Genomic DNA, 20,368 nt, shown 5'->3' on the forward strand with positions numbered 1-20,368 from the left:
GAAGATTATTTTGTAAACACCCTCTTAAATCTCATTTTCGATTAACTTAAAAGCAGGCACCTGGGCATGACAAATAGCTAAAGCCAAAGCATCGGCCGCATCTTCTGGCTCTGGAGGTTGCGACAAATTAAGCAAGCGTTGAACCATCCCCTGAACCTGATATTTGCTCGCCCGTCCAGTACCGACGACGGCCAATTTAGCCTGCGTCGGGGCATACTCAAAAACGGGAATACCGCGCTTTTTTCCAGCAATGATGGCCACTCCCCTTGCCATTCCAAGCTTGATCGCACTCTGGACATTTTTTTGCACAAACTGGGTCTCAATGACTAAAGCCGTTGGCTGATGGAGCTCAACCAGCTGCTCGATCCCCTCAAAAATGACTAAGTAACGATCTGATAACTTGTAATTGGCAGGAGGGCGAATGCAGCCATAATCGACAGGGAGGTAATGATGCCCTTCAATCCGAATCACCCCATAGCCAGTAACTCTCGTTCCGGGGTCGATCCCTAAAATAACCGGTGTTGATCGATGGCTCATGAAAATAGGTTGGGCTTAAATTTCTCTAATTTCATTCCAAATAAATCACACTTCTCATCGAGCGTTTTACTCTCGCCTAATGGAACATTTTCTGCCGCTTCAAAAACAGGAGAGCGGTTGACAGTTGATTTATCGACAAGCTCTTGCATCGATTGGAAAAGGCCATTTTGGGCCGAAGAAGAAGTCCCCATAAAGCTGCCCAAATTCGCAAGCAAACTCTGCATCTGATGATGCTTTTCTTCGAACTTTTTAAGTTCGCGGATGCGGTTTTCACTTTCTTGCCATTTGTCATACATGCGAAAGTATTTCTCTTCCCATTTCGTCACTTGGCTCTCTGTCCCCTTTAAAGCCTCATGCAGCTGATCTTGCAGCCTTTTCTCTTGCTTTTGGTAAATATCCATATTGGCTTGCAGCTGATTGATTTGACTCTTCAAGGCCTCAGAACTTTGAAGCGCATCATCCAAGCCAGCCTGCTGAGATTCCACTTTTTCGGTCAAAATGGCCGCTTCTTTGACTTTTTTAGCCAAATGCTGCTGAGCCACTTTCAGACGCGACTCACTCTCATCGAGCAGGCCACGCAACTCTTGAATATGAGCTTCTGCCACAGCCTTTTCTTGCATCAAAATCAGACATTGATCCCCTTTTTCCGCCATTTGTTGATCTTGCTCTTTTATAATCCCATCGAGCTGAATGACCTGCTGCTCGGCTTGAATGCGAATATCGATGGCCTCATCTAAATTCTCGGTTAGCCGGCACCATTCTTCTTTCAGCTGTTCGTAGCTATCCTGGATCTGCTGCTTTTCCTGATAGGCTTCTTCCAAATAAAGAGCCCTCTCTTTTAAGTCGCCATAGTGCTTTTCGCTCTCAATTAGCTGATTATCTTTGACCTGCAGTGCAGCTTCAATCTCTTTTTTGAGTCGTTCCAATTCGTGAATTTGCTCTTGGTAGGCAGCTAAATTAAACGCTTGATGCTCCGATTGAATGTGTAATTGCTTGAATTGGTACTCTAGATTAACCTTCTCGTTCAAGATCTCAATATAGCGCGCCTCTAAAGCCTTCGTTTCTTGATTGTCTTGGATGAGAGTACGCTTAATCTCTTCAAGCTCTTGGCGCAGTTGATAAGACGACGTATTGGAGGCAATCAGCTCGGTTTGATGCTCGGCCAGCTCTTGCTGACTAATCATTTGCTTGAGCTGTTCAATTTCTTTGTGGGCCTCTTGTTTGTCGCGCAAAGCAGAGTCTTCCGTATCTTTTACTTTTTGACGCGATCTTTCCAATTCTTCTCGTAGCTGCTCGGTTTCTAGATTCGCCTCTTCGGTTCTTTCGCGCAAATAGGGAATGACTCTCTCCAGCTGCTCAACGCGCTGGCGATCGGCGCCAATATCGGAATTGATTGGTTGATCGCCTTGCAACTTCAGCTCTTCTTGCGTTTGTTGCACCAGATTGCGCAATGTAATTTGCTGCTCTCTTAAAGCGCTGAGCTCTTCATTGTGATCTTGCTGCAGCTCTTGAATGTATCGAGTAGCGCGATCCAATTCTTGTTGAATAGTTTGTTTTTGAGCCTGCTCGGCAACTAACTGATCCCGCAGTGCTTGTAACCCTTTCTCGTATTGTTGTTTAAGCGTGACTAATAATCGCTTAAGATGCAAAATTTGTCCTGCTGCACTGGAAGCATCGACTGCCTCAGAATGAAGAATGGCTGATGAACTTTCTTCTTTGATATGAGTGAGTCTGGTCAATTCAACTCTCCGCTAATAAATTAGATGATTCTGGCTGCCAACATAAGAGTTTAGCCTTAGAAGATCAATGGTTTTCATACCAGCCAGATGAGGAATAAAAAAAATGGGTTCTAAGCCACCTTTATCGATTCACCCCCGCAATATTTTGGTCCGCATGCCTAACTGGCTGGGTGACTTCGTCATGGCAACACCTATTTTAACCGATTTGCGCCATCATTGGCCAGAAGCAAAAATTACTGCGATGTGTCAAGGGGCCTTAGGCAGCGTCATTCAAGAAGACCCACACATCGACTCAGTACTTAACTTTAAGAAAACCAAAAACTTACTAAACAATCGAGTCAGCGATGAAATCGTTTCCCTTCAAACAGAACACTACGACCTTGGCATTTTACTGACCAATTCTTTTTCATCGGCTTGGTGGCTTTGGAAAGGAAATGTCCAAAATAGACTCGGCTTTGCCTCCCACTGGCGCAGTTGGCTACTAAACTATCCCGTTCCCTTCCCTGCCGAACGCAGCAAACAACATCTTGTCACAACCTATAAACAATTGCTCCACCCCCTTGGCATTCCCCTCTCTTCAACCGATCCAAAATTGTATATCGCCAAGCAGGAACAAAACGCCATCCAGGAGTGGCTCTTCAAAGAGGGCATTCATAAAGAAGACCTCATCATCGGGATTAATCCAGGCGCTGCCTATGGATCGGCTAAATGCTGGCTACCAGATCGTTTTACAATCTTAGCTGCAAAACTGCTAGAAAACCCGCGCATTAAAATAGTATTTTTTGGTGATAAGGCAGGTGCTCCCCTCGTTGAAGATATCTGCACCAAACTACCTAAACGAGTCGTCAACTTGGCTGGAAAAACCTCACTAAGAGAATTGATGGCCTTCATTCAAGCCTGCGACATCTTTTTAACTAATGACAGCGGACCCATGCACGTGGCCTCAGCCCTCAGCACCCCTTTGATCGCTCTATTTGGATCCACAAGCGATGTTGCAACCGGCCCCTATAAAGGGGGAAAGGTCATCCACAAGCATGTTCCCTGCTCGCCCTGCTACCGCAGAGAATGTCCCATCGATTTTCGCTGTATGAAACAGATCGAAGTCGATGAGGTGTATCGCGAATTGCAAGAGCTCGTGAACGAAGCCAGTCAAACTTCAGCTGTTCGCTCTTCGTAATGATGAGTGACTGACTTTAAATAACCACTACCATCCTTTGTACCGTTATGCAAAAAAATATTTACAAAAAACAGTTTCATTCATTACCTTTATTGCTAATACTATAAAAAACAAATAGGTAATTAAATGAACTCAACTCAAACTAAATTAAATCACTATTTTGATGGTATCTCCCAACATACTGCATGGGTCTATACTAACGTCATAAGTAACACCAAAATGATCGCTACTCAGAGCGTTGCAAGTAAAAATGGCGAATCAGAAGCCTCTTCTTTAATGGGTAGAGCAATCTGCGCCATCCACGTTGCAGCAACTCCTTTGAAAGCTTTGGCTGGAATTGGACTGCTTGCAACGCGAGTTATGGTAATAGCACTCGCTGCATTCAGCATTCTAATGCTCAACAGAAATCCTAAGGATGTAAAAGTGATTGTCCATATGATCATTGATGTTGTGGCTGGAACTGTTTTACTGCCTATTGCCTTGCTAGCAAACATCATTCGAGGAACAGCTGGAGCTATTTTCCATCCAGGCGCACTCATTCGTGACGTTCGAGGTATGGACTACAATGACTTCGCTGCAACGCATAACATTTTGCAAGGGACATTAGTACACTATCCGGTGTAACTCTTTCTTAAAAGGAGCCAATAATTGGCTTGTTTTAATTTGTTTAAAGGGGAGTACAGGAGGCTGGAAAGAAGTCTTTTTTTAAATAATCGCGACCCACACAATCAATGTGCATGCAATTGGACGGTTGATGGCCATCGAATCTCATTATCACTCCCTTCTTTCACGCGAACAGAATGAACACGTGTTGCGATTTTGTCCTTCTCTGACGGAAAAAGAGCGGCAAGCCCTCATCCAGCAAATTCAGCACATTGACTTTACCCTTCTCGAGCAACAGCGCCGGCTCATTAGAAATCCACCGCCAACGCTGTCCTCCATCGAACCCTTTACAGATTTTACCTTCATCGGCCAAGGTGGCGACTTCTCAAAGGGTAAGGGACTCCTGCGCGAAGGAAAAATGGGATGTTTGATCTTGGCGGGTGGGCAAGGCACGCGCCTGCGCCTCGACGGTCCAAAGGGACGCTTTCCCGTTTCACTCATCAAACACAAATCGCTTTTCCAACTGTTAGCAGAAAAAACTCTGGCGGCTGGCAAACAGGCCGGCACTACCCTATCATTGGCGATTATGACCTCGCCAGAAAATGATGAAATCACCAAGCGTTTTTTTGCTGAGCATCATTATTGGGGGCTCAATCCCGAGCAAGTCTCCTTCTTCTGCCAAGGGACTCTTCCTCTTTTGGATAGTCAAGGACAACTCTTTCTTGAATCACGCTACCATATAGCAGAAGGACCCAACGGAAATGGGCAATGCCTGCATGATTTTTATAAATCGGGAATTTGGAAAAAGTGGTCTGAGCAAGGCATTCAATATCTCAACGTCGTCTTAATCGATAATCCTCTAGCCGATCCTTTCGATGCCGAACTGCTTGGCTTTCATGCTCGCCAACAGGCAGACATTACGATCAAATGCACCGAAAAGGTCAAACCCCAGGAAAAAGTAGGCGTCATTGTCAAAGAGAATGGCCGCGTCGGTGTCATTGAATACTCTGAACTACCTGACAGCGATAAGGCTGCCACAAGGCCCGACGGAAGGCTAAACTACTGCTGTGCCAATTTAAGCCTCTTCTGCTTTTCCATGAATTTTATTCAAAGCACAGTAGCTAAGACCGCCTCTCTCCCTCTCCATAAAGCCTGGAAAGCGGCAAAATTTGTCAACGAAGCTGGAATGACCCAACTATCGGCTACTCCGATTGCTTGGAAATTTGAAACCTTCATTTTCGACTGGCTTGGCTACGCCGACCACGTTTTCGCTCTTCTCTATCCTCGCGAGCAATGCTTCGCTCCTCTTAAAAATTATACGGGTGAAGACTCTTTAGAAACGGTTCAACAAGCCATTCAGAAAAGAGAAAGACAGCTCTTACAGGATGTAACGGGAGTAGAACCCCCAAGCCTGCCCTTTGAGCTAGCTGCCGAATTCTATTACCCAACCCCCGAGCTTAAAGCTAAATGGCATAAGAAAGTTCCCAAAACATCTTATGTTGAGCCTTAACCCAAGCCGTAAGATTCTAGTCCAGGCGCATATGAGGGCTAATTCAATCGCTCCTTAATTAGCAAGCTCTCCCCAAATAAAAATCCTTTTCATCGGGAATAAGAAAGGGCTTTTATCTCCAATCGCATCCAAAAGTCTTTTTTTGTACTCTTGTAAGAACTGTTCGTACAAGAAAGGGCTCAAATGACTACGATAATAGGTCAACAAGCTTCCCTTCACCCATTCAAGCACACTCAGCGTAGATTCTAGACGGTGAAGATACACTTGTAAACGAATGAGGGGTGATTTAAATCCCAAAGAATCTAAAAGCTGAGCATATTCTTCCAAGCTTAAAAGATTCTGAAAAGGATTTGAGATGCCTGACAAACTCTCGTTAAAAGGAGGCTCTTCTGCTAATTCACGTGCAATCACATGAGTGACAAAGTCGCGATTAGCCGGCATCTGAATGGCTAGCTGCCCTCTCGGTTTAAGCATCTTAGCCAAACGCCCAAGCAAGCTCACGTGCCCATAAACCCATTGAAGAGCCGCATTTGAAAGAACTAAATCAAACTGCCGCTCTAATCCTAAATCCTCGATGTCTGCTAATTGAAACTCTACTGCTGGTAAATATACTTCCTGAGCTTTCAACAGCATAGCTGGAGATGAATCAACGCCTAATATGTAATCGGCTTGTAATCGATCATGGAGTAGCTTAGTCAATATGCCATCTCCGCACCCCAAATCGACAACACGCATGTGCGGATAAGGCTTAATTAAAGCCATTAAATCAAAAAAAGGTTGCTGACGCTCCTTTTCGAATTTGGCATATTGAACGGGATCCCATTGCTCTTTCATACATTCCTCGTATAGGCCGATCGACCATGTCAAGCTTTCATACTTTACCAAAGGCAACTCTCGATCCATCCTCTATGAACTCTGGATTAATTGCAGCCCAAACCTCAATCCCCCTTAAAAATTGACATAAAAATCCAATTAAGACTAAAATGTCTTAAACATTCAAGATGGAAGGTTCTGATGTCGCTGTCTCATTTTTTTCCCGTCGCCCAGGCCATCGAAGCGTTGCTTCATCCGTGGGCCGAGGTGGTCATTCATGATTTGTCCACTCAAACCATCGCCGCTCTTTTTAACAACTTTTCTAAAAGAAAAGTAGGTGAAGATTCGCTTTTAGAAGCCGACTGGAAAATTGAGATTGAGACGACCCATTTTGCGCCTTATGACAAAATCAATTGGGATGGAAAGCGGCTCAAATCGACGACAGCTGTCTTACGCGATGAAAAAGGCTCTCCCATTGGACTCTTATGCATCAATCTGGACATTTCAAAAATGGAAGACTTGCATCACCTTTTAACGGGTTTTATTAAACCCTTAAAGACTAGTTTGCCAAAAGAGCTTTTCCACGAAGATTGGCGCGAAAAAATCAGCGCATTTGTTCACACACATCTGCAACAGCATCACCTGACTTTAGATCATTTAACGAAACAGCAAAAAAAAGAACTAGTCAATCTCTTGCTCCAAGAAGGTGCTTTTAGAGCCAAGCATGCCGCTACCTACGTTGGCAGCGTGCTGAACATTTCCCGCGCAACGGTGTACAAATATTTAAGCGAGCTGCAACTAGACTCTTTAGGAGAGCCCAAATGAAACTACCCATCTTTCAACTAGAAGACTATTTAGCTAAATGGGAATTTAAGGCCCCTTACTTGCTTTGCAGCTCGGATGCCGAGAGCATGGAGATGAAAGAGTTAATACAATCGGCTGACGGTGAGTCTTTACACTTATGGAATAATCTGCGCTTAAGCTACACAGAAACAGCTGGCCTACCTCTACTTAGAACTGAAATTAGCCATCTCTACCCCTCCTTGTCCGCCGACCATATCTATTGCCTGGCTGGGGCCGAAGAAGGGATTTTTTGTGCCATGAATGTGCTCATACAGCCTAATGACCATGTCATCGTCATCACACCTTGCTATCAATCGCTCGAGGATCTCCCCAAAAGTTTACAAGCGCATGTCACAGCCATTCCGTTAGATCCCTTTGACTGGAGCCTCGATTTAGATCGAGTCAAGCAAGCCTTAAGGCCTTCCACGCGACTGATTGCGATTAACTTTCCCCACAATCCAACCGGAGCCCTATTAGATGCTCCTAAGCTGAATGGCTTAGTCACACTTGCCAGGTCTCAAGGAGCCTATTTATTCTCAGATGAAGTGTATCGCTATCTCGAGTCCGATGAATCCAAGCGCCCTCCTGCCATAGCCGATTTATATGAAAAAGGAATCAGCTTAGGAGTCATGTCGAAAGCCTTTGGACTGGCTGGCTTGCGAATAGGCTGGCTTGCGAATAGGCTGGCTTGCAAGCCAGGATAAAAAATTTTTGAAAAAAGCGGCTGATTTTAAACATTATCTATCTATTTGCAACAGCGCTCCAAGCGAACTTTTAACCCTCATGGCTTTAAGGTCAAAAGAAGCAATCTTAAAACGCAATCGCTCGATTATGCTTTCAAATCTTGCTTTACTAGATCAATTTTTTGAGCAGTATGCCTCTCTCTTTTCCTGGGTACGGCCGCAAGGAGGCTGCGTGGGATTTCCAAAACTTTTGACTGGGGAATTGATTGATGATTTTACCAAAGAGTTGGTTCACGAAGAAGGGGTACTTCTCATGCCAGGCTCTATCTATAAGAATACAAACAATCATTTTCGCATTGGATTCGGACGCAAAAATATGCCCGAAGCTCTAAAACGGCTCGAGCGTTTTATGAAGCGGAAGCACGGCTGATATCCATGGTAAGACATGCACCGAACATATGGACTCGCAGCCAAATAGAGGCCGCTATAGACCTTCCCTTTTGCCTCCAAAAAACAGCAGAAGGGTTTATAGCCTATTCGAATGGACAAGCGGTTGTGCCCTCCATTGGCCACCTAGACTTTAAAGAACCGCCAGGAGAGATGCACATCAAGTATGGCTATCTACTGGACCAGCCCTATTACGTCATCAAAATTGCTTCAGGCTTTTATCAAAACCCGGCAATCGGTTTAGCATCAAGCAATGGTCTTTTCTTAGTTTTCCACAAGCAAACAGGAGAGCTGGCGGCTCTATTATTGGACGAAGGATTGCTAACCGATATACGTACAGCCTTAGCCGGCGCCCTGTGCGCGAAATACCTAGCTCCCCCTCTCGTACACACCATCGGCATCATCGGCACGGGGACGCAAGCCTTGCGACAACTGCAAGGCTTGCGACTTGTCACCCCTTGCCGCCAAGTCAAAATATGGGGGCGCAGCTATGAGAAGGCCTGCCATTTCGCTCAAGATCCACGCCTCGCTGATTATCAAATCGATCCTGTAAAGGCAATCGAAGAAGTCACGCAAGCTTGCCAGCTCATCGTCACGACAACACCATCTAAAAAACCGCTCCTATTCGCCCATCATCTACAACCTGGAACTCATGTGACAGCACTCGGCGCCGACAGCCCTGGTAAACAAGAGTTAGATGAATCGGTCCTTTTAAAAGCAGACCTTTTAGTCGTCGATAGCTTAGCCCAATGCCAGCAATATGGAGATCTCGCCCACGTCAAACACTCCTCCTCTCTTAAGAGGGTCGTTGAACTGGGGAAAGGGCTTCAAGATCCAAGCTTGCTCATAAGGGACCAAAAGGGAATCACTGTGGCAGACTTGACAGGCGTTGCCGTGCAAGACATTCAAATTGCACAAGCCGTTTTAAGCTGCCTTCATCCATTACTCTAATGACTCATAGACGCACTTTGAATAGGTTTGATAAAAAATACGCTGAACGGCCTCATCCGTTGGCGCCCCATATCCATGCAAAGAAATGGCACATGTACGACCCTGGTCGCGGCTGACGAGGCGGTGTAAAAAGGAATCTTTCCGATCGTCGATGACAGTCGCAAAAGGATTCAAGGTGATAGTCTTGACTCTTTGAGCCAAGCGGCGCCGAGAATCCTTAATCGGCAGGTACTCTTCTTGATCAATCGTTCCCCTCAAAACGGTTAGAGAACAGGGGATAGGATGGCTGTGTACGCTCGTTGCATGGTTAGTTGGATTGAAAACCTTAGACTTAGCCAGCAATTCGGGCGGCCAGACGTAAATGAAAAAGGTGAGCGGAATAGAGGGCTTTGCCTCCCTTCCTCCTTCCCAGAGCGGAATCATGCCAAATGATAACTGCCCTTGCTGGGTCCGACACGAATAGATGGACAAATCCACCCCTCCTTGCAGGAGTTGCTGGGCCAAAGTACCAATCGAGCGATTTAATTCATCAGCCTGCTGCCTAGCTGTCAAATCTCTCTGAAAAGTCAGCAGCTTTTTCCCAATCAATTGCGCAGCTAAGCGCTGATTCTGGCGGTGAATGTCTTGATTAGAAACATGGCACCGCTCTGAATGATCTTCTCCTTGCGCCGCTAAATTTGAGATGCAGATCTTCATTATAAAGATCAATAAAACTATATTAATTTTAAACATAGGAAGGCTTATTCTTTTATTCACAAATTATAAATATGAAAAAGAATAAACACTAGAAGTCTGAAACAAAAACGCAATTATTCCCGCAAATCATAAATTCACTGCATTAGCGAATGGAACGTTGCGTGCCCCATTTTTCATGCATGAAGTGCTCCAGTGGTGAAAAGACGACTTTATCGACCAATAATCCAACGGCGATGATAACAAACATCACTCCAATAACAGCATCCATGGCATGCAATTCGCGTCCATAGTGGAGGAGATTGCCCAGACCGAATCCAGTGAGAATGGTAATATAAATTTCAGCAGCCATCAGTGAACGCCAAGCAAATGCCCATCCTTGCTTCATGCCGCTGATGATAAAAGGCAGCGCAGCTGGTACGATGACTTGAAACCAGGTGTGGAAGCCCCTGGAACCTAGCGTGCGGGCAGCCCGAATATAAACGGGAGAGACATTTCTTACCCCTGAATCGGTTGCCAAAGCAATCGACCAAATCGATCCCATGACTACAATAAAAAACATGGCTTTCTCAGTCTGTCCAAACCACAGAATCGCCAATGGGGCCCAGCAAACGCTTGGAAGCGTTTGTAACCCAAGGGCCAAGACGCCGATCGTATCTTCGAATAGTTGAAAGCGAGCATTGAGCAATCCCAAAGGAACGCCAACGAGCATTCCTACAGCATAGCCTTGCACCAAACGCTTAATGGTGACATAGCTCGCCGACAAAAGCGTGCCATCCTCGATAGCCGAAATTAAATAGCGTCCAACTTGAAGAGGAGAAGGAATTAAAACAGAGGACCAAATCTCTGCCCAAACAAGAAACTGCCAAATGAGTAAGAGGAGTAAAAAGAAGAGGCTGGCGTTCAATATTCGCATGTCAAAATCTCACTCGCTCTGGGAAAGTTGATTTTTCAAAATATGGGTAATTTCGCTCGAAAAATGAGCCACTTCAACGCTTCGAATGTCGCGTGGACGAGAAATGGTGATGATGAATTCTTGGCGAATGCGGCCGGGATTAGGCGAAAATAAAAACACACGATCTCCAAGACAAACGGCTTCCGAGACGTTGTGAGTCACAAAAACAATTGTCTTTTTTTGTTGCTGCCAAATGTTTTGAATATCATCGTAGAGTTGTTCGCGCGTCAAGGCATCGAGGGCCGCAAAAGGCTCATCCATGAGAAGAATATGGGGATTGGGGGCAAGCGAGCGTGCTAATGCCACTCGTTGCTTCATTCCTCCCGATAGTTCATGAGTATGGGAATGGGCAAATTTCTCCAGGCCCACTAAGCGCAAATAGTAATGAGCCAATTCGAGCCTCTCTGCCTGCTTAAGCTCTGGCTTTAACTTCAATCCAAACAAGACATTATCCAAAACATCTAGCCAGGGGAAAAGAGCCGACTCCTGAAACATGACCAAGCGATCGCTGCCAGGACCCGTAATCGGCTTTCCCTCGGCATGAATCGAGCCTGCATCGGGAAATTCCAACCCTGCGATTAAATTCAATAAGGTACTTTTACCGCACCCGGAAGGCCCAACTAAACAGACAAACTCTCCTTCGTTAATTTTCAGCGATACGTGATCAAGAGCGTGAACATCGCGCGACTTGGTGCGAAAAGTTTTGCAAACTTGCTCAACCACAATTTCAGGTTCGGAAGGTGGTTCATTGTCAAGATTCATGAGAAAACCTTGCGGGTAATTGATCGATTTCATCCAATACTTCCCCAAGAAGGCGAAGATCGTAAATTCCTTTTAACTGAGGTTTTTGCTTGAAAAAGCCAATCTGATAAGCCCAATCAGCATAGCGAAAAAGAGAGGCTTGAATAGGAACATAAGTCAATTCAATCTGCTCCCAGGCTCTATCGATGATCTCTTTCGACAAATTGCGGAAGACTTCTTTTTTTAACTCTGCGTTGAAAAAGAGCTTGGCTTTTTCCTCATTTTCCTGAATCCATTCTGTCAATTTTATATGGGCCAGAATCCATTTTTTGACTAAATCTGGGCGCCCTTTTAAGAAGTTCTCTGTGCTGACTAAATGTGCAGTCACATACTTGCCTCCAGTTTCTGTCCATAGGGCACTTTCATCTAAAAAGACTTTTCCTTTGGCCTCCAGGACAAGACGGCTCACCCACGGCTCAACAGTCCAAGCAGCATCCAAGTCTCCTTGCTGAAAAAGAGTAAATTGGTCGACATTTTCCATTGGAATGACAGTCACATCGCCTCCAAATAGATTAAAATTAAATCCTTTGGAATAGAGCCAAGCCCGAGCCGCAATATCCTGCGTATTGCCGAGCTGCGGCGTTGCCACCTTCCTTCCCAAAAAGTCAGCTGCTTTTTTAATCCGCTCAGGCTGCACCACCAATGAGGCACCACCGCTGCAAGAGCCGCAAACGATGCGAATCGTTTTTCCTTTTGCCTTCAAATAGGCATTGATGGTGGGACTCGGCCCAACATACGTTAAATCCAGAGAATCGGCAAAAAGGGCTTCCATGGCGCTTGGACCGGCTTGATAAACGTACCACTGAACTTCAACGTCGGGACCTAAAAAGCGCTCAAACCATCCTTTTTGTTCTCTTGTCAAGCCATGGGCTATGACAGCCTGAGCATGGGTGATTGTCGCAAAATGACCGACTCTTACAATCGTCTTTTCCCGCTTTATCTCTTCTGCAAAAAGACAGGACCAGCCAATCAGTAAAGGTAAGAGCAGTGATTTTACATCCATCAATGAGCGCCTATTTTTCTCGTCAGATTCGAAAGCTCTGAATTTTAATCAAAATAAAATTGATAACTGCTTTGCTCTTTTTTCGGTAGTGCTAAGAGAGAAAGGGCGCATCTTAAAGCCACGTTCTCTCATTTATTTTATTGTCAGTAAATGATATAAGGCCGATAACGAGATGCGCTCATCTTGTTTAAGTCAAAATTTCCAGCTAAAACTTACATCGCCACAGGTGAAAAAACGTTATGTCGGGACTCATACAAGTCAAACCTGAAGAGATCGGATTATCCTCCGCACGCCTTACCCATGTCAGCCGTTTAATCAGTCGCCGAATCCAGTCCCAGGAGCTAACAGGAGCCGTTGCCATCGTCGCACGGCATGGAAAAATCGCGCATATTAGTGCACATGGCAAAATGGACATCGAACAGGACAAACTCATGCGCGAAGAGGCCTTATTCCGCCTCTATAGCATGACCCAGCCTATACTAGCTGCAGCTCTTTTAATTCTTTACGAGCAAGGATACTTTCAATTATCAGATCCCGTTTCACTCTATATTCCATCCTTTAAGGAGCTAAGAGTCTCTGATCAAAATAAAGAAAAAGGCGCAAGTATGCGTCAAGTGACCATCCAAGATCTATTGACTCACACTTCTGGACTGATATTTAATCCCACGGCGCCTTCTGCATCACTCGATAGCTCACATTTAACCGAATTGAGAACAACCGGAGGCCTCGCGACCTTTATTCAAACTTTGAGTACAAGCCCTTTGGCTTTTCAACCAGGTCATTATTGGCATAGAGGCCTGGGCTACGAAGTAGTGGGCTATCTAATTGAACTTTTTTCAGAAATGCGCCTTGATGAATTTATTCAGAAAAAGGTGACCGCCCCCATGAATATGTTGGATACGGGATTTTTCATTCCCAAACATAAGCAAGGGCGCCTTGTCAATGTGTATACAAAGTCATTCAATGGAAATGGTTCCAATACCTTCTCCCTTCTGACTCATGAAGCGCTGACAGATCACTTCCTCACCCTTCCCACATATTTGTCAGGAGGGCAAGGCTTGCTGTCTTCCGGGCCCGACTATCTACGCTTTTGTCAAATGCTTCTCAATAAAGGAGAATTGGATGGCAATCGGCTATTGAGCCGCAAAACAGTTGAACTCATGACTTCAAACCACCTTGTCAAAGATATTGTTCAATCCGAATGGACTCCCTCTCAAAGGCCTTTAAAAGGATTTGGATTTGGTTTAGGAGTAACAGTCATGCTGGATCCCGCCCAAGCAGCTGTTTTGGGAACACCGGGCGATTTCTCGAGAAATGGACAGGCTGGAACAAGTTTTTTCGTCGACCCTAAAGAAGAATTAATTGGAATCTTCCTGACACAGCTTCTTTCGCCTACGCCAGCCAATTTTCAAAGAGATTTGCGAGTCGCCGTTTATCAATCGCTCTTAAAATAGGTTTAATTCTCTTAAAAAAATCCCGTTAAGGCAAGGCCCACTCGTTGGCATTTCTCATTGCGCCCAAATAAAATATAGCGATAATCAATGCCAATTTCTATTGCCTTACGAAAGCGATATTTGACACCCATAATGCCTTGAAAAGCCACTTCCCTTTTTTTAAATGTGGTATGCTGATCTAGGCCACTATGAGATCCTGACCACTTACCATCGTTCCTCGCATAGCCGCACCCACTTCCGAAATAAGGAACAAAGGGAAGCGAAAAGTCGAAATTTGTCAAAAGATTGATCATATACAGGCACGTCTTTAAATGCCCCCGTGCATAATACAGGTGTGCATCAGGCTCCCCATCTTTAATAAACCGAATGTTAGCACGTTGATAAGAAAGCTCTCCTTCTAATTTAAATCGATTCGAGAACTTATACCCAACAACGCCACCTGCATAATAGCCTGGATAAAATTGAGCGCCTACCTGTTTTTTATTGGCATGGCTGGCTCCTCCAATCGCTTCTATGTAAATTCCTTTAGCTTTTGATAATTCGATGCAGGAAAAGCTTTCGTCCAACGATTCACAAAACACCTGATTGGAAAAAAAAAGAAGGGTCAAGATTAATGTTCTTGGATTCATGAATAGCCCTTAAAGATTGCAGACAATCATATTTTTTTGAAGAAAAGGCTAGTCAATTTAACTGTTTTGCAGATTTAAGGATACCCTTAATCGCTTTAAAAAATAATGAGACAGCAAACAAGAGTTTAGACGATCCACAAACATATTAAGACGCATTTAGTCACGTAGTTTACAATTTTTATATGTTACTGCGATTGAAATCTGAATCTCCCTGCCTCCCCGTCTCTGCGTTCAACTCTTGTTGGCTGTCTCAATGACATGAATGCTAAGTGTCTTCAGCCGCTTCTTCAAATGGGCAAAATCAGCGAAAACTCCGTCCCCCCTTCTTCGCGTCGCTGCACTTGAATACTTCCATGATGAATGCCTACGACGGCTCTGACAATGGCGAGCCCAATTCCCAATCCCTGAGATGAATTCGGCGAATGATAAAATTTTTCAAAAACAAGCGGCAGAAGAGACTCTGGCACCCCAGCTCCTTCGTCAATGACGGACAGCCTGAATTCATTGGCTAAGACCTCGGCCTCTATTAAAATCGGTGTATTTGGGGGAGAGTAATCATAAGCATTGACAATTAAATTCTTCAAAGCAGCTTTCAGCAATCCAAAGTCCAAAGGCAGTAGATGCGGCTCTGGAGGAAGATCGATATCGATAAGGCGTCCATTTAAGAGGGTTTTGAGATCATTGACAGCAGTGTCGATCAGCTTTGAAAGAGAATACTGTTGGCGATTGAAGGGAAGAAAGCCTGACTCGAGTTCCGAAATGGTAATGATGTTGTCGACCGTAAATTTAATCTTCGCAATGAACTGTTCCAGTTGATTGATTAAGCTTAACAAATGAGGGTCCGTATTCTGCTTATTGAGACGATCAATTGTTTGAGAAATATTGTCTAAGGGAGCATAAAAGCTGCGATTTAAGGAATGGAAAATGGATTTATGCATCCTTTCAATCTGGCTCGTATAGCTTTGTCTACTGATTCGTTCTTCAAAGACGTAGCGTTCGATGTAAATGCCCAGTTGCTGGGCAACTGTTTGAATAAAGTTACTCTCCTCCATCGAAAGGGAAAGCTCTCTCTTGGGAAAATAGGCTAAGACACCGACAACAGATTTAGAGAATTTGATGGGAAAATAAAGCCCTTGAGATGCAGGTAAGGTATCAGTCGACCAACCGGCGATTTTACCATTTTTAAAAACCCAATTGGCAACAATTTGTTCTTTTTCAAACTGAAGCAATGGGAGCTGGCTATCTAAGATGAGCTCATTGTCTAAACTTTTAGTCAAAATATCAAACCTTCCTGCAAACATATGCTCAAGCCTGGAACAAACATTTAAGCGTAGGTATTGCAAATTGGTTGCATTGGCAATGTCCCGTTCAATTTCATACAGCCTCTCCGCCTTTTCTTCACGCCTATGCAAAAACTGCTCTTGCTCGCGCATCCTGCTCGTCAGAACACCTAAAATAGCAGCCACGAAGAAGTAGACAATCACAAGCGTGATATCCTCCGTATCGGAAATCGTTGACGTTAAAACAGGAGGAATAAAAAGGAAATTCCAGCAAATAGCACTTAAAATAGCCGACAAAAAAATGGGCCCACGCCCAACGAAAAAGCTTAAAATCAAAATACCAAGCAAAAAAAAGAATCCCACCGATTTATAGCCAATCCACGGACTAATTAAAAACCCGATTCCTGTAATGACAACTCCGAAGGCCAAAGCCAAGGCATAAGCACTCCATGGACTTGCAAATTCAAAGCTTGAAATGGACCGCTGATAAATATTTGTCAGCGCTTCTTGTCTCATGATGACAATATCGATATGCTTATTCTCATTTTCGAGTCGATCGATTAAGCTTCCTTGAAATACGTTCCAAAAGCTGAATGGCCGTTTAGGAGGACGCCCGATAACGAGCCGTGAGACATCTTTTTGAGTGGCAATTCTTTGCAAGGCAGTGGCAATATCCACCTCATGCGTTGTCAAGACTTCGGCTCCAAGCTCCCGTGCCAAATTAAAGTAGCGATTGAGTCTCGCTTGATCTTGATCGCCCAAGGGAGCCCCTGTATCGACATAAACGACAATCCAGGGAGCATCGAGTTCAAAAGCTAACCGCCTAGCTGCCCGTATTAACTGTTCAGAAGAAGGGCTGGGATTAATCGCCACCATCAACCTTTCACGCGTCTTCCATCCCTTGCCGTGCAGCATTCCATGTAAGTCATGATCGACCTTTTCGGCGGTAAAGCGCAGTGCGATTTCCCGCAACGCCATTAAGTTTTCTTCCTGAAAGAAATTTTCTGCTGCCAATCGTGACTGATTCCCCAGATACACCTTGCCCTCTTTCAGCCTCCTCAAAAGCTCACGAGGGGGAATATCGATCAATTCAATCGATGAAGCTCTTTCTAAGACAAGATCGGGCACGGTTTCGCGCACTTGAATGCCTGTTAAACTTTCAACAACGTCCTTACGGCTCTCTAAATGCTGGACATTCAAAGTGGTATAGACGTCAATACCTGCATCTAAGATTTCAATCACATCCTGCCAGCGTTTGAGATGCTTGGATCCAGGCACGTTCGTATGGGCAAGTTCATCAATAATGACTAGCTCGGGCTTTGTCATTAAAATGGTTTCTAAGTCGAGCTCTTCAAAAACAGTTTCTTTGTAGTTGACCCATTTTTCGGGAATGATGGGCAGATTTTGCAGCATGGCTTCTGTCTCTTTTCGACCATGGGTATTGACAGTTCCAATGACGACCTTAATGCCTTCCTTAAGCTTTTGTTGCGCCTCTTCGAGCATGGCATAGGTTTTGCCAACACCAGCCGCCATTCCGAAAAAGATTTTAAGCTGGCCAAGTTCTTTTTCTTTCTCTTGCTTCAAAATTGCTTTTAAAAGCTCATCTGGATCTGGCTTATTCTCTTCGTTCATGACGTTCATCCAATGCTCGATTGAGTAGTAAAACATTCACATAGCGGGGGCCTAAAAACCCCAGCTGCTGCCCTTCTATATGTGAATCAATCAAAGTTCTTAACTCTTCTTCACTATGCACCCCCTGTTTTGCAATCTTAGCCGCCTGGAAATAAGCCGCATCTAGGCTGATATGAGGATCGAGCCCGCTACCAGATGCATAGAGCAAATCAACCGGAGCCTGATCACCAAGCATTTTTTTTCTCCCCTCGACCTCTTCCCTTAATTTCTGGCTCGTTGGTCCCAAACTGCTGCCTCCTGAGGGCTTTATAGGATCATAGCCTATCGCTGAAGGACGAGGCCAAAAATAACCTTCCTTGACCGGCTTCTGAGCTATCAAACTTGAACCAACCACTTGATCTGTCTGCTTAATTAAACTACCCGAAGCAAGTTGAGGCATGGCCAATTGGGCTATCAAAGTCACAACAACCGGATAAATGAGCCCCGTCAAAAGAGTCATCAAGAGGAATATTTTACAGGCAACTTTGAAATGAGTCATGATACTAATCCCAATGCGTTGATCAAAAGATCGATCAGTTTAATGCCAATGAAAGGGGCTATGATTCCCCCTAGTCCATAAACGAATAAATGGTGGCGCAAAATGCTACCTGCTGGCTGTGGTTTATAAGGAATGCCCTTCAATGCCAAAGGAATCAATGCAACGATAATGAGAGCATTAAAAATAACGGCGCTTAAAATGGCACTTTGGGGCGACTGGAGATGCATGATATTCAAGTAATTTAAGGGTCCTTCTTGACCAGAAAGAGCATAAAGCGAACCGAAAACGGCCGGGATGATGGCAAAATACTTGGCAACATCATTGGCTATACTAAAAGTTGTCAAAGCTCCTCTTGTCATGAGCAGCTGTTTGCCAATCTCGACAATATCGAGCAATTTGGTTGGATTGCTATCTAAGTCAACCATGTTACCAGCTTCACGCGATGCTTGCGTTCCCGTATTCATGGCAACACCCACATCGGCTTGAGCTAGCGCTGGGGCATCATTGGTTCCATCCCCTGTCATTGCGATGAGATGCCCCTTTTTCTGCTCTTCTCTGATGCGTGCAAGCTTCATTTCTGGTGTCGCTTGTGCAACAAAGTCGTCGACTCCAGCTTCGGCCGCAATGGCCCCAGCCGTCAAGGGATTATCCCCTGTGACCATGAGGGTTTTAATTCCGATCTTACGCATTTCGGCAAAGCGCTCCTTAATGCCCCCTTTGATGATATCTTTGAGGTGTACAACGCCTACAATTTGGTTGCCATCAGAAACTAAAAGAGGCGTTCCACCCTTATTGGAAATGGATTCGATGATAGTCTTCAATTGTATGGGAAAGACCCCTCCAACTATCTCTATATGCTTTTGAATGGCATCCACAGCCCCTTTACGTATCATGCGAACGACATTCCCATTCATATCTGTAAAATCGATGCCGCTCATGCGACTCTGAGCAGAAAAAGGAACAAAAAGCGACGAATTAGAATGCAAAGCCTCAGCGCGCAAATTAAATCTATTTTTAGCCAGCACGACAATCGAGCGTCCCTCTGGGGTTTCATCTGAAAGAGAGGCCAATTGTGAAATTTTGGCAAATTCTTTTTCATCGATACCGGGAGCCGGCAAAAACTCGGTTGCCATGCGATTGCCCAAGGTAATCGTTCCCGTCTTATCCAAAATCAGGAGATCGATATCGCCCGCCGCTTCGACGGCTCGTCCACTCTTAGCAATCACATTGCGTTGGATGAGACGATCCATGCCGGCAATGCCGATCGCACTCAACAAAGCGCTGATGGTGGTTGGAATCAGACACACAAGCAAGGCAATGAGGACCGGCAGAGTCACCAAATCAGACAAATCTTGATGGGCAGCAATGCTGCTGTAATTGGCAAAAGATTTCAGCGACATCACAGTAAGCAAGAAAATAATGGTCAAAGCCGAAAGAACGATGCTAAGAGCAATTTCATTGGGCGTTTTTTGCCGCTTAGCTCCTTCAATCAAGCCAATCATGCGGTCTAAAAAACTATGCCCTTTCTCGGACGTCACCTCAATCTCGATCTGGTCGCTGACTATGCGCGTGCCTGCGGTGACAGCGCTGCGATCTCCTCCACTTTCTCGAATGACTGGAGCCGATTCTCCTGTAATTGCCGATTCATCGACCGTCGCAATGCCTTCGACCACCTCGCCATCGGCCGGGATGATATCGCCCACTTCACAAATGATCCGATCCCCTTTTCTTAAATCGAGAGCAGAAACAGTCACTTCCTTTCCATCTACCAGTTTTCTAGCCATATTTTCAGTCTGGGTCTTGCGTAATGAAGCGGCTTGAGCCTTGCCTCGGCTTTCAGCAATGGAACTGGCAAAGTTAGCAAATAAGACCGTAAACCAAAGCCAAAGAGCGAGCTGGACATTAAAAAAAGAGGGTGTATAAAACGTTAAAATCGTTGTAAATATGGCCCCTAAATACGTCACAAACAGGACAGGATTCCGAAATTGAGCCTGTGGGACAAGCTTGGCAAAAGAGGCCTTCAAAGCCTCTACCATAAGGTCTGCGCTTAAAATGCTCTTTCTTTTGGTAGACATAGGGC

19 protein-coding genes are annotated in these 20,368 nt (G+C 44.9%); 8 read left to right on the top strand and 11 right to left on the bottom strand.

Features of this window, described 5'->3' with window-relative positions:
* Positions 1–24: 24 nt before the first annotated feature.
* Together ruvC and PNK_RS11590 are read right to left on the bottom strand one after the other, a co-directional pair.
* The gene (gene ruvC / locus PNK_RS11585) at positions 25–537 is read right to left on the bottom strand and encodes a crossover junction endodeoxyribonuclease RuvC (protein ID WP_059062165.1); all 513 of its coding nucleotides are present in this window, start codon (positions 535–537) and stop codon (positions 25–27) included.
* Positions 534–2,276 carry a coiled-coil domain-containing protein gene (locus PNK_RS11590; protein ID WP_059062167.1) on the bottom strand — a complete coding sequence of 581 codons (1,743 nt, stop codon included), beginning with the start codon at positions 2,274–2,276 and terminating at the stop codon, positions 534–536. The genes ruvC and PNK_RS11590 overlap by 4 nt, the downstream gene beginning before the upstream one ends.
* A gap of 103 nt (positions 2,277–2,379) precedes the next feature.
* Here PNK_RS11590 and waaF point away from each other — a divergent pair, with 103 nt between their 5' ends.
* From waaF to PNK_RS11605, 3 genes are all read left to right on the top strand, one after another.
* Positions 2,380–3,453 carry a lipopolysaccharide heptosyltransferase II gene (waaF, locus tag PNK_RS11595; protein WP_059062169.1) on the top strand — a complete coding sequence of 358 codons (1,074 nt, stop codon included), beginning with the start codon at positions 2,380–2,382 and terminating at the stop codon, positions 3,451–3,453.
* Positions 3,454–3,672: 219 nt separating this feature from the next.
* Positions 3,673–4,077, top strand: coding sequence for a hypothetical protein (locus PNK_RS11600; protein WP_158021805.1), 405 nt, complete (start codon positions 3,673–3,675; stop codon positions 4,075–4,077).
* Between the two features lie 130 nt (positions 4,078–4,207).
* Positions 4,208–5,566, top strand: coding sequence for a UTP--glucose-1-phosphate uridylyltransferase (locus PNK_RS11605; protein ID WP_051981779.1), 1,359 nt, complete (start codon positions 4,208–4,210; stop codon positions 5,564–5,566).
* 54 nt (positions 5,567–5,620) lie between these two features.
* On the opposite strand, the gene PNK_RS11610 is transcribed toward PNK_RS11605, so the two are convergent.
* Positions 5,621–6,400 carry a methyltransferase domain-containing protein gene (locus PNK_RS11610; RefSeq protein WP_032124611.1) on the bottom strand — a complete coding sequence of 260 codons (780 nt, stop codon included), beginning with the start codon at positions 6,398–6,400 and terminating at the stop codon, positions 5,621–5,623.
* Between the two features lie 180 nt (positions 6,401–6,580).
* Here PNK_RS11610 and PNK_RS11615 point away from each other — a divergent pair, with 180 nt between their 5' ends.
* The 4 genes from PNK_RS11615 to PNK_RS11625 are packed head-to-tail and all read left to right on the top strand — an operon-like array spanning position 6,581 to position 9,303.
* A complete protein-coding gene (locus PNK_RS11615) occupies positions 6,581–7,204 on the top strand; it encodes a helix-turn-helix transcriptional regulator (protein ID WP_059062172.1) in 624 nt (207 codons plus the stop codon).
* Positions 7,201–7,926 carry an aminotransferase class I/II-fold pyridoxal phosphate-dependent enzyme gene (locus PNK_RS13930; RefSeq protein ID WP_197560213.1) on the top strand — a complete coding sequence of 242 codons (726 nt, stop codon included), beginning with the start codon at positions 7,201–7,203 and terminating at the stop codon, positions 7,924–7,926. The genes PNK_RS11615 and PNK_RS13930 overlap by 4 nt, the downstream gene beginning before the upstream one ends.
* Positions 7,927–7,933: 7 nt before the next feature.
* Positions 7,934–8,335 carry a PLP-dependent aminotransferase family protein gene (locus PNK_RS13935; RefSeq protein WP_269446517.1) on the top strand — a complete coding sequence of 134 codons (402 nt, stop codon included), beginning with the start codon at positions 7,934–7,936 and terminating at the stop codon, positions 8,333–8,335.
* A 5-nt stretch (positions 8,336–8,340) separates the two neighbouring features.
* The gene (locus PNK_RS11625; RefSeq protein ID WP_059062174.1) at positions 8,341–9,303 is read left to right on the top strand and encodes a Rossmann-fold NAD(P)-binding domain-containing protein; all 963 of its coding nucleotides are present in this window, start codon (positions 8,341–8,343) and stop codon (positions 9,301–9,303) included.
* Here PNK_RS11625 and PNK_RS11630 read toward each other — a convergent pair.
* The 4 genes from PNK_RS11630 to PNK_RS11645 form a co-directional block, all read right to left on the bottom strand.
* Positions 9,295–9,999, bottom strand: coding sequence for a cupin domain-containing protein (locus tag PNK_RS11630; RefSeq protein WP_158021806.1), 705 nt, complete (start codon positions 9,997–9,999; stop codon positions 9,295–9,297). The two genes, PNK_RS11625 and PNK_RS11630, sit on opposite strands and share 9 nt — an antisense overlap.
* A 142-nt stretch (positions 10,000–10,141) precedes the next feature.
* Positions 10,142–10,912, bottom strand: coding sequence for an ABC transporter permease (locus PNK_RS11635; protein WP_032124616.1), 771 nt, complete (start codon positions 10,910–10,912; stop codon positions 10,142–10,144).
* 9 nt (positions 10,913–10,921) lie between these two features.
* Entirely contained in the window at positions 10,922–11,713 is a 792-nt protein-coding gene (locus PNK_RS11640) for an ABC transporter ATP-binding protein (RefSeq protein ID WP_051981780.1), read from the bottom strand.
* Positions 11,703–12,755 carry an ABC transporter substrate-binding protein gene (locus tag PNK_RS11645; RefSeq protein ID WP_051981781.1) on the bottom strand — a complete coding sequence of 351 codons (1,053 nt, stop codon included), beginning with the start codon at positions 12,753–12,755 and terminating at the stop codon, positions 11,703–11,705. Before PNK_RS11645 ends, PNK_RS11640 begins: the two co-directional genes overlap by 11 nt.
* Positions 12,756–12,994: 239 nt before the next feature.
* On the opposite strand from PNK_RS11645, the gene PNK_RS11650 reads away from it, so the two are divergent.
* Positions 12,995–14,209: a serine hydrolase domain-containing protein gene (locus tag PNK_RS11650; protein ID WP_059062178.1), complete on the top strand. Its 1,215-nt coding sequence runs from the start codon at positions 12,995–12,997 to the stop codon at positions 14,207–14,209.
* Positions 14,210–14,220: 11 nt separating this feature from the next.
* On the opposite strand, the gene PNK_RS11655 is transcribed toward PNK_RS11650, so the two are convergent.
* From PNK_RS11655 to kdpB, 4 genes are all read right to left on the bottom strand, one after another.
* On the bottom strand, positions 14,221–14,838 hold the full coding sequence (locus tag PNK_RS11655) for an outer membrane protein (RefSeq protein WP_059062180.1): 618 nt from the start codon (positions 14,836–14,838) through the stop codon (positions 14,221–14,223).
* Positions 14,839–15,125: 287 nt separating this feature from the next.
* Complete coding sequence (locus PNK_RS11660; protein ID WP_059062182.1) at positions 15,126–17,750, bottom strand: DUF4118 domain-containing protein; 2,625 nt, start codon at positions 17,748–17,750, stop codon at positions 15,126–15,128.
* Positions 17,734–18,288 carry a potassium-transporting ATPase subunit KdpC gene (kdpC, locus tag PNK_RS11665; protein WP_059062184.1) on the bottom strand — a complete coding sequence of 185 codons (555 nt, stop codon included), beginning with the start codon at positions 18,286–18,288 and terminating at the stop codon, positions 17,734–17,736. The genes PNK_RS11660 and kdpC overlap by 17 nt, the downstream gene beginning before the upstream one ends.
* On the bottom strand, positions 18,285–20,363 hold the full coding sequence (gene kdpB, locus PNK_RS11670; protein WP_059062186.1) for a potassium-transporting ATPase subunit KdpB: 2,079 nt from the start codon (positions 20,361–20,363) through the stop codon (positions 18,285–18,287). The genes kdpC and kdpB overlap by 4 nt, the downstream gene beginning before the upstream one ends.
* Positions 20,364–20,368 lie beyond the last annotated feature (5 nt).

The sequence above is a fragment of the Candidatus Protochlamydia naegleriophila genome (assembly GCF_001499655.1).
GTDB classification, from domain to species: Bacteria; Chlamydiota; Chlamydiia; order Chlamydiales; family Parachlamydiaceae; genus Protochlamydia; species Protochlamydia naegleriophila.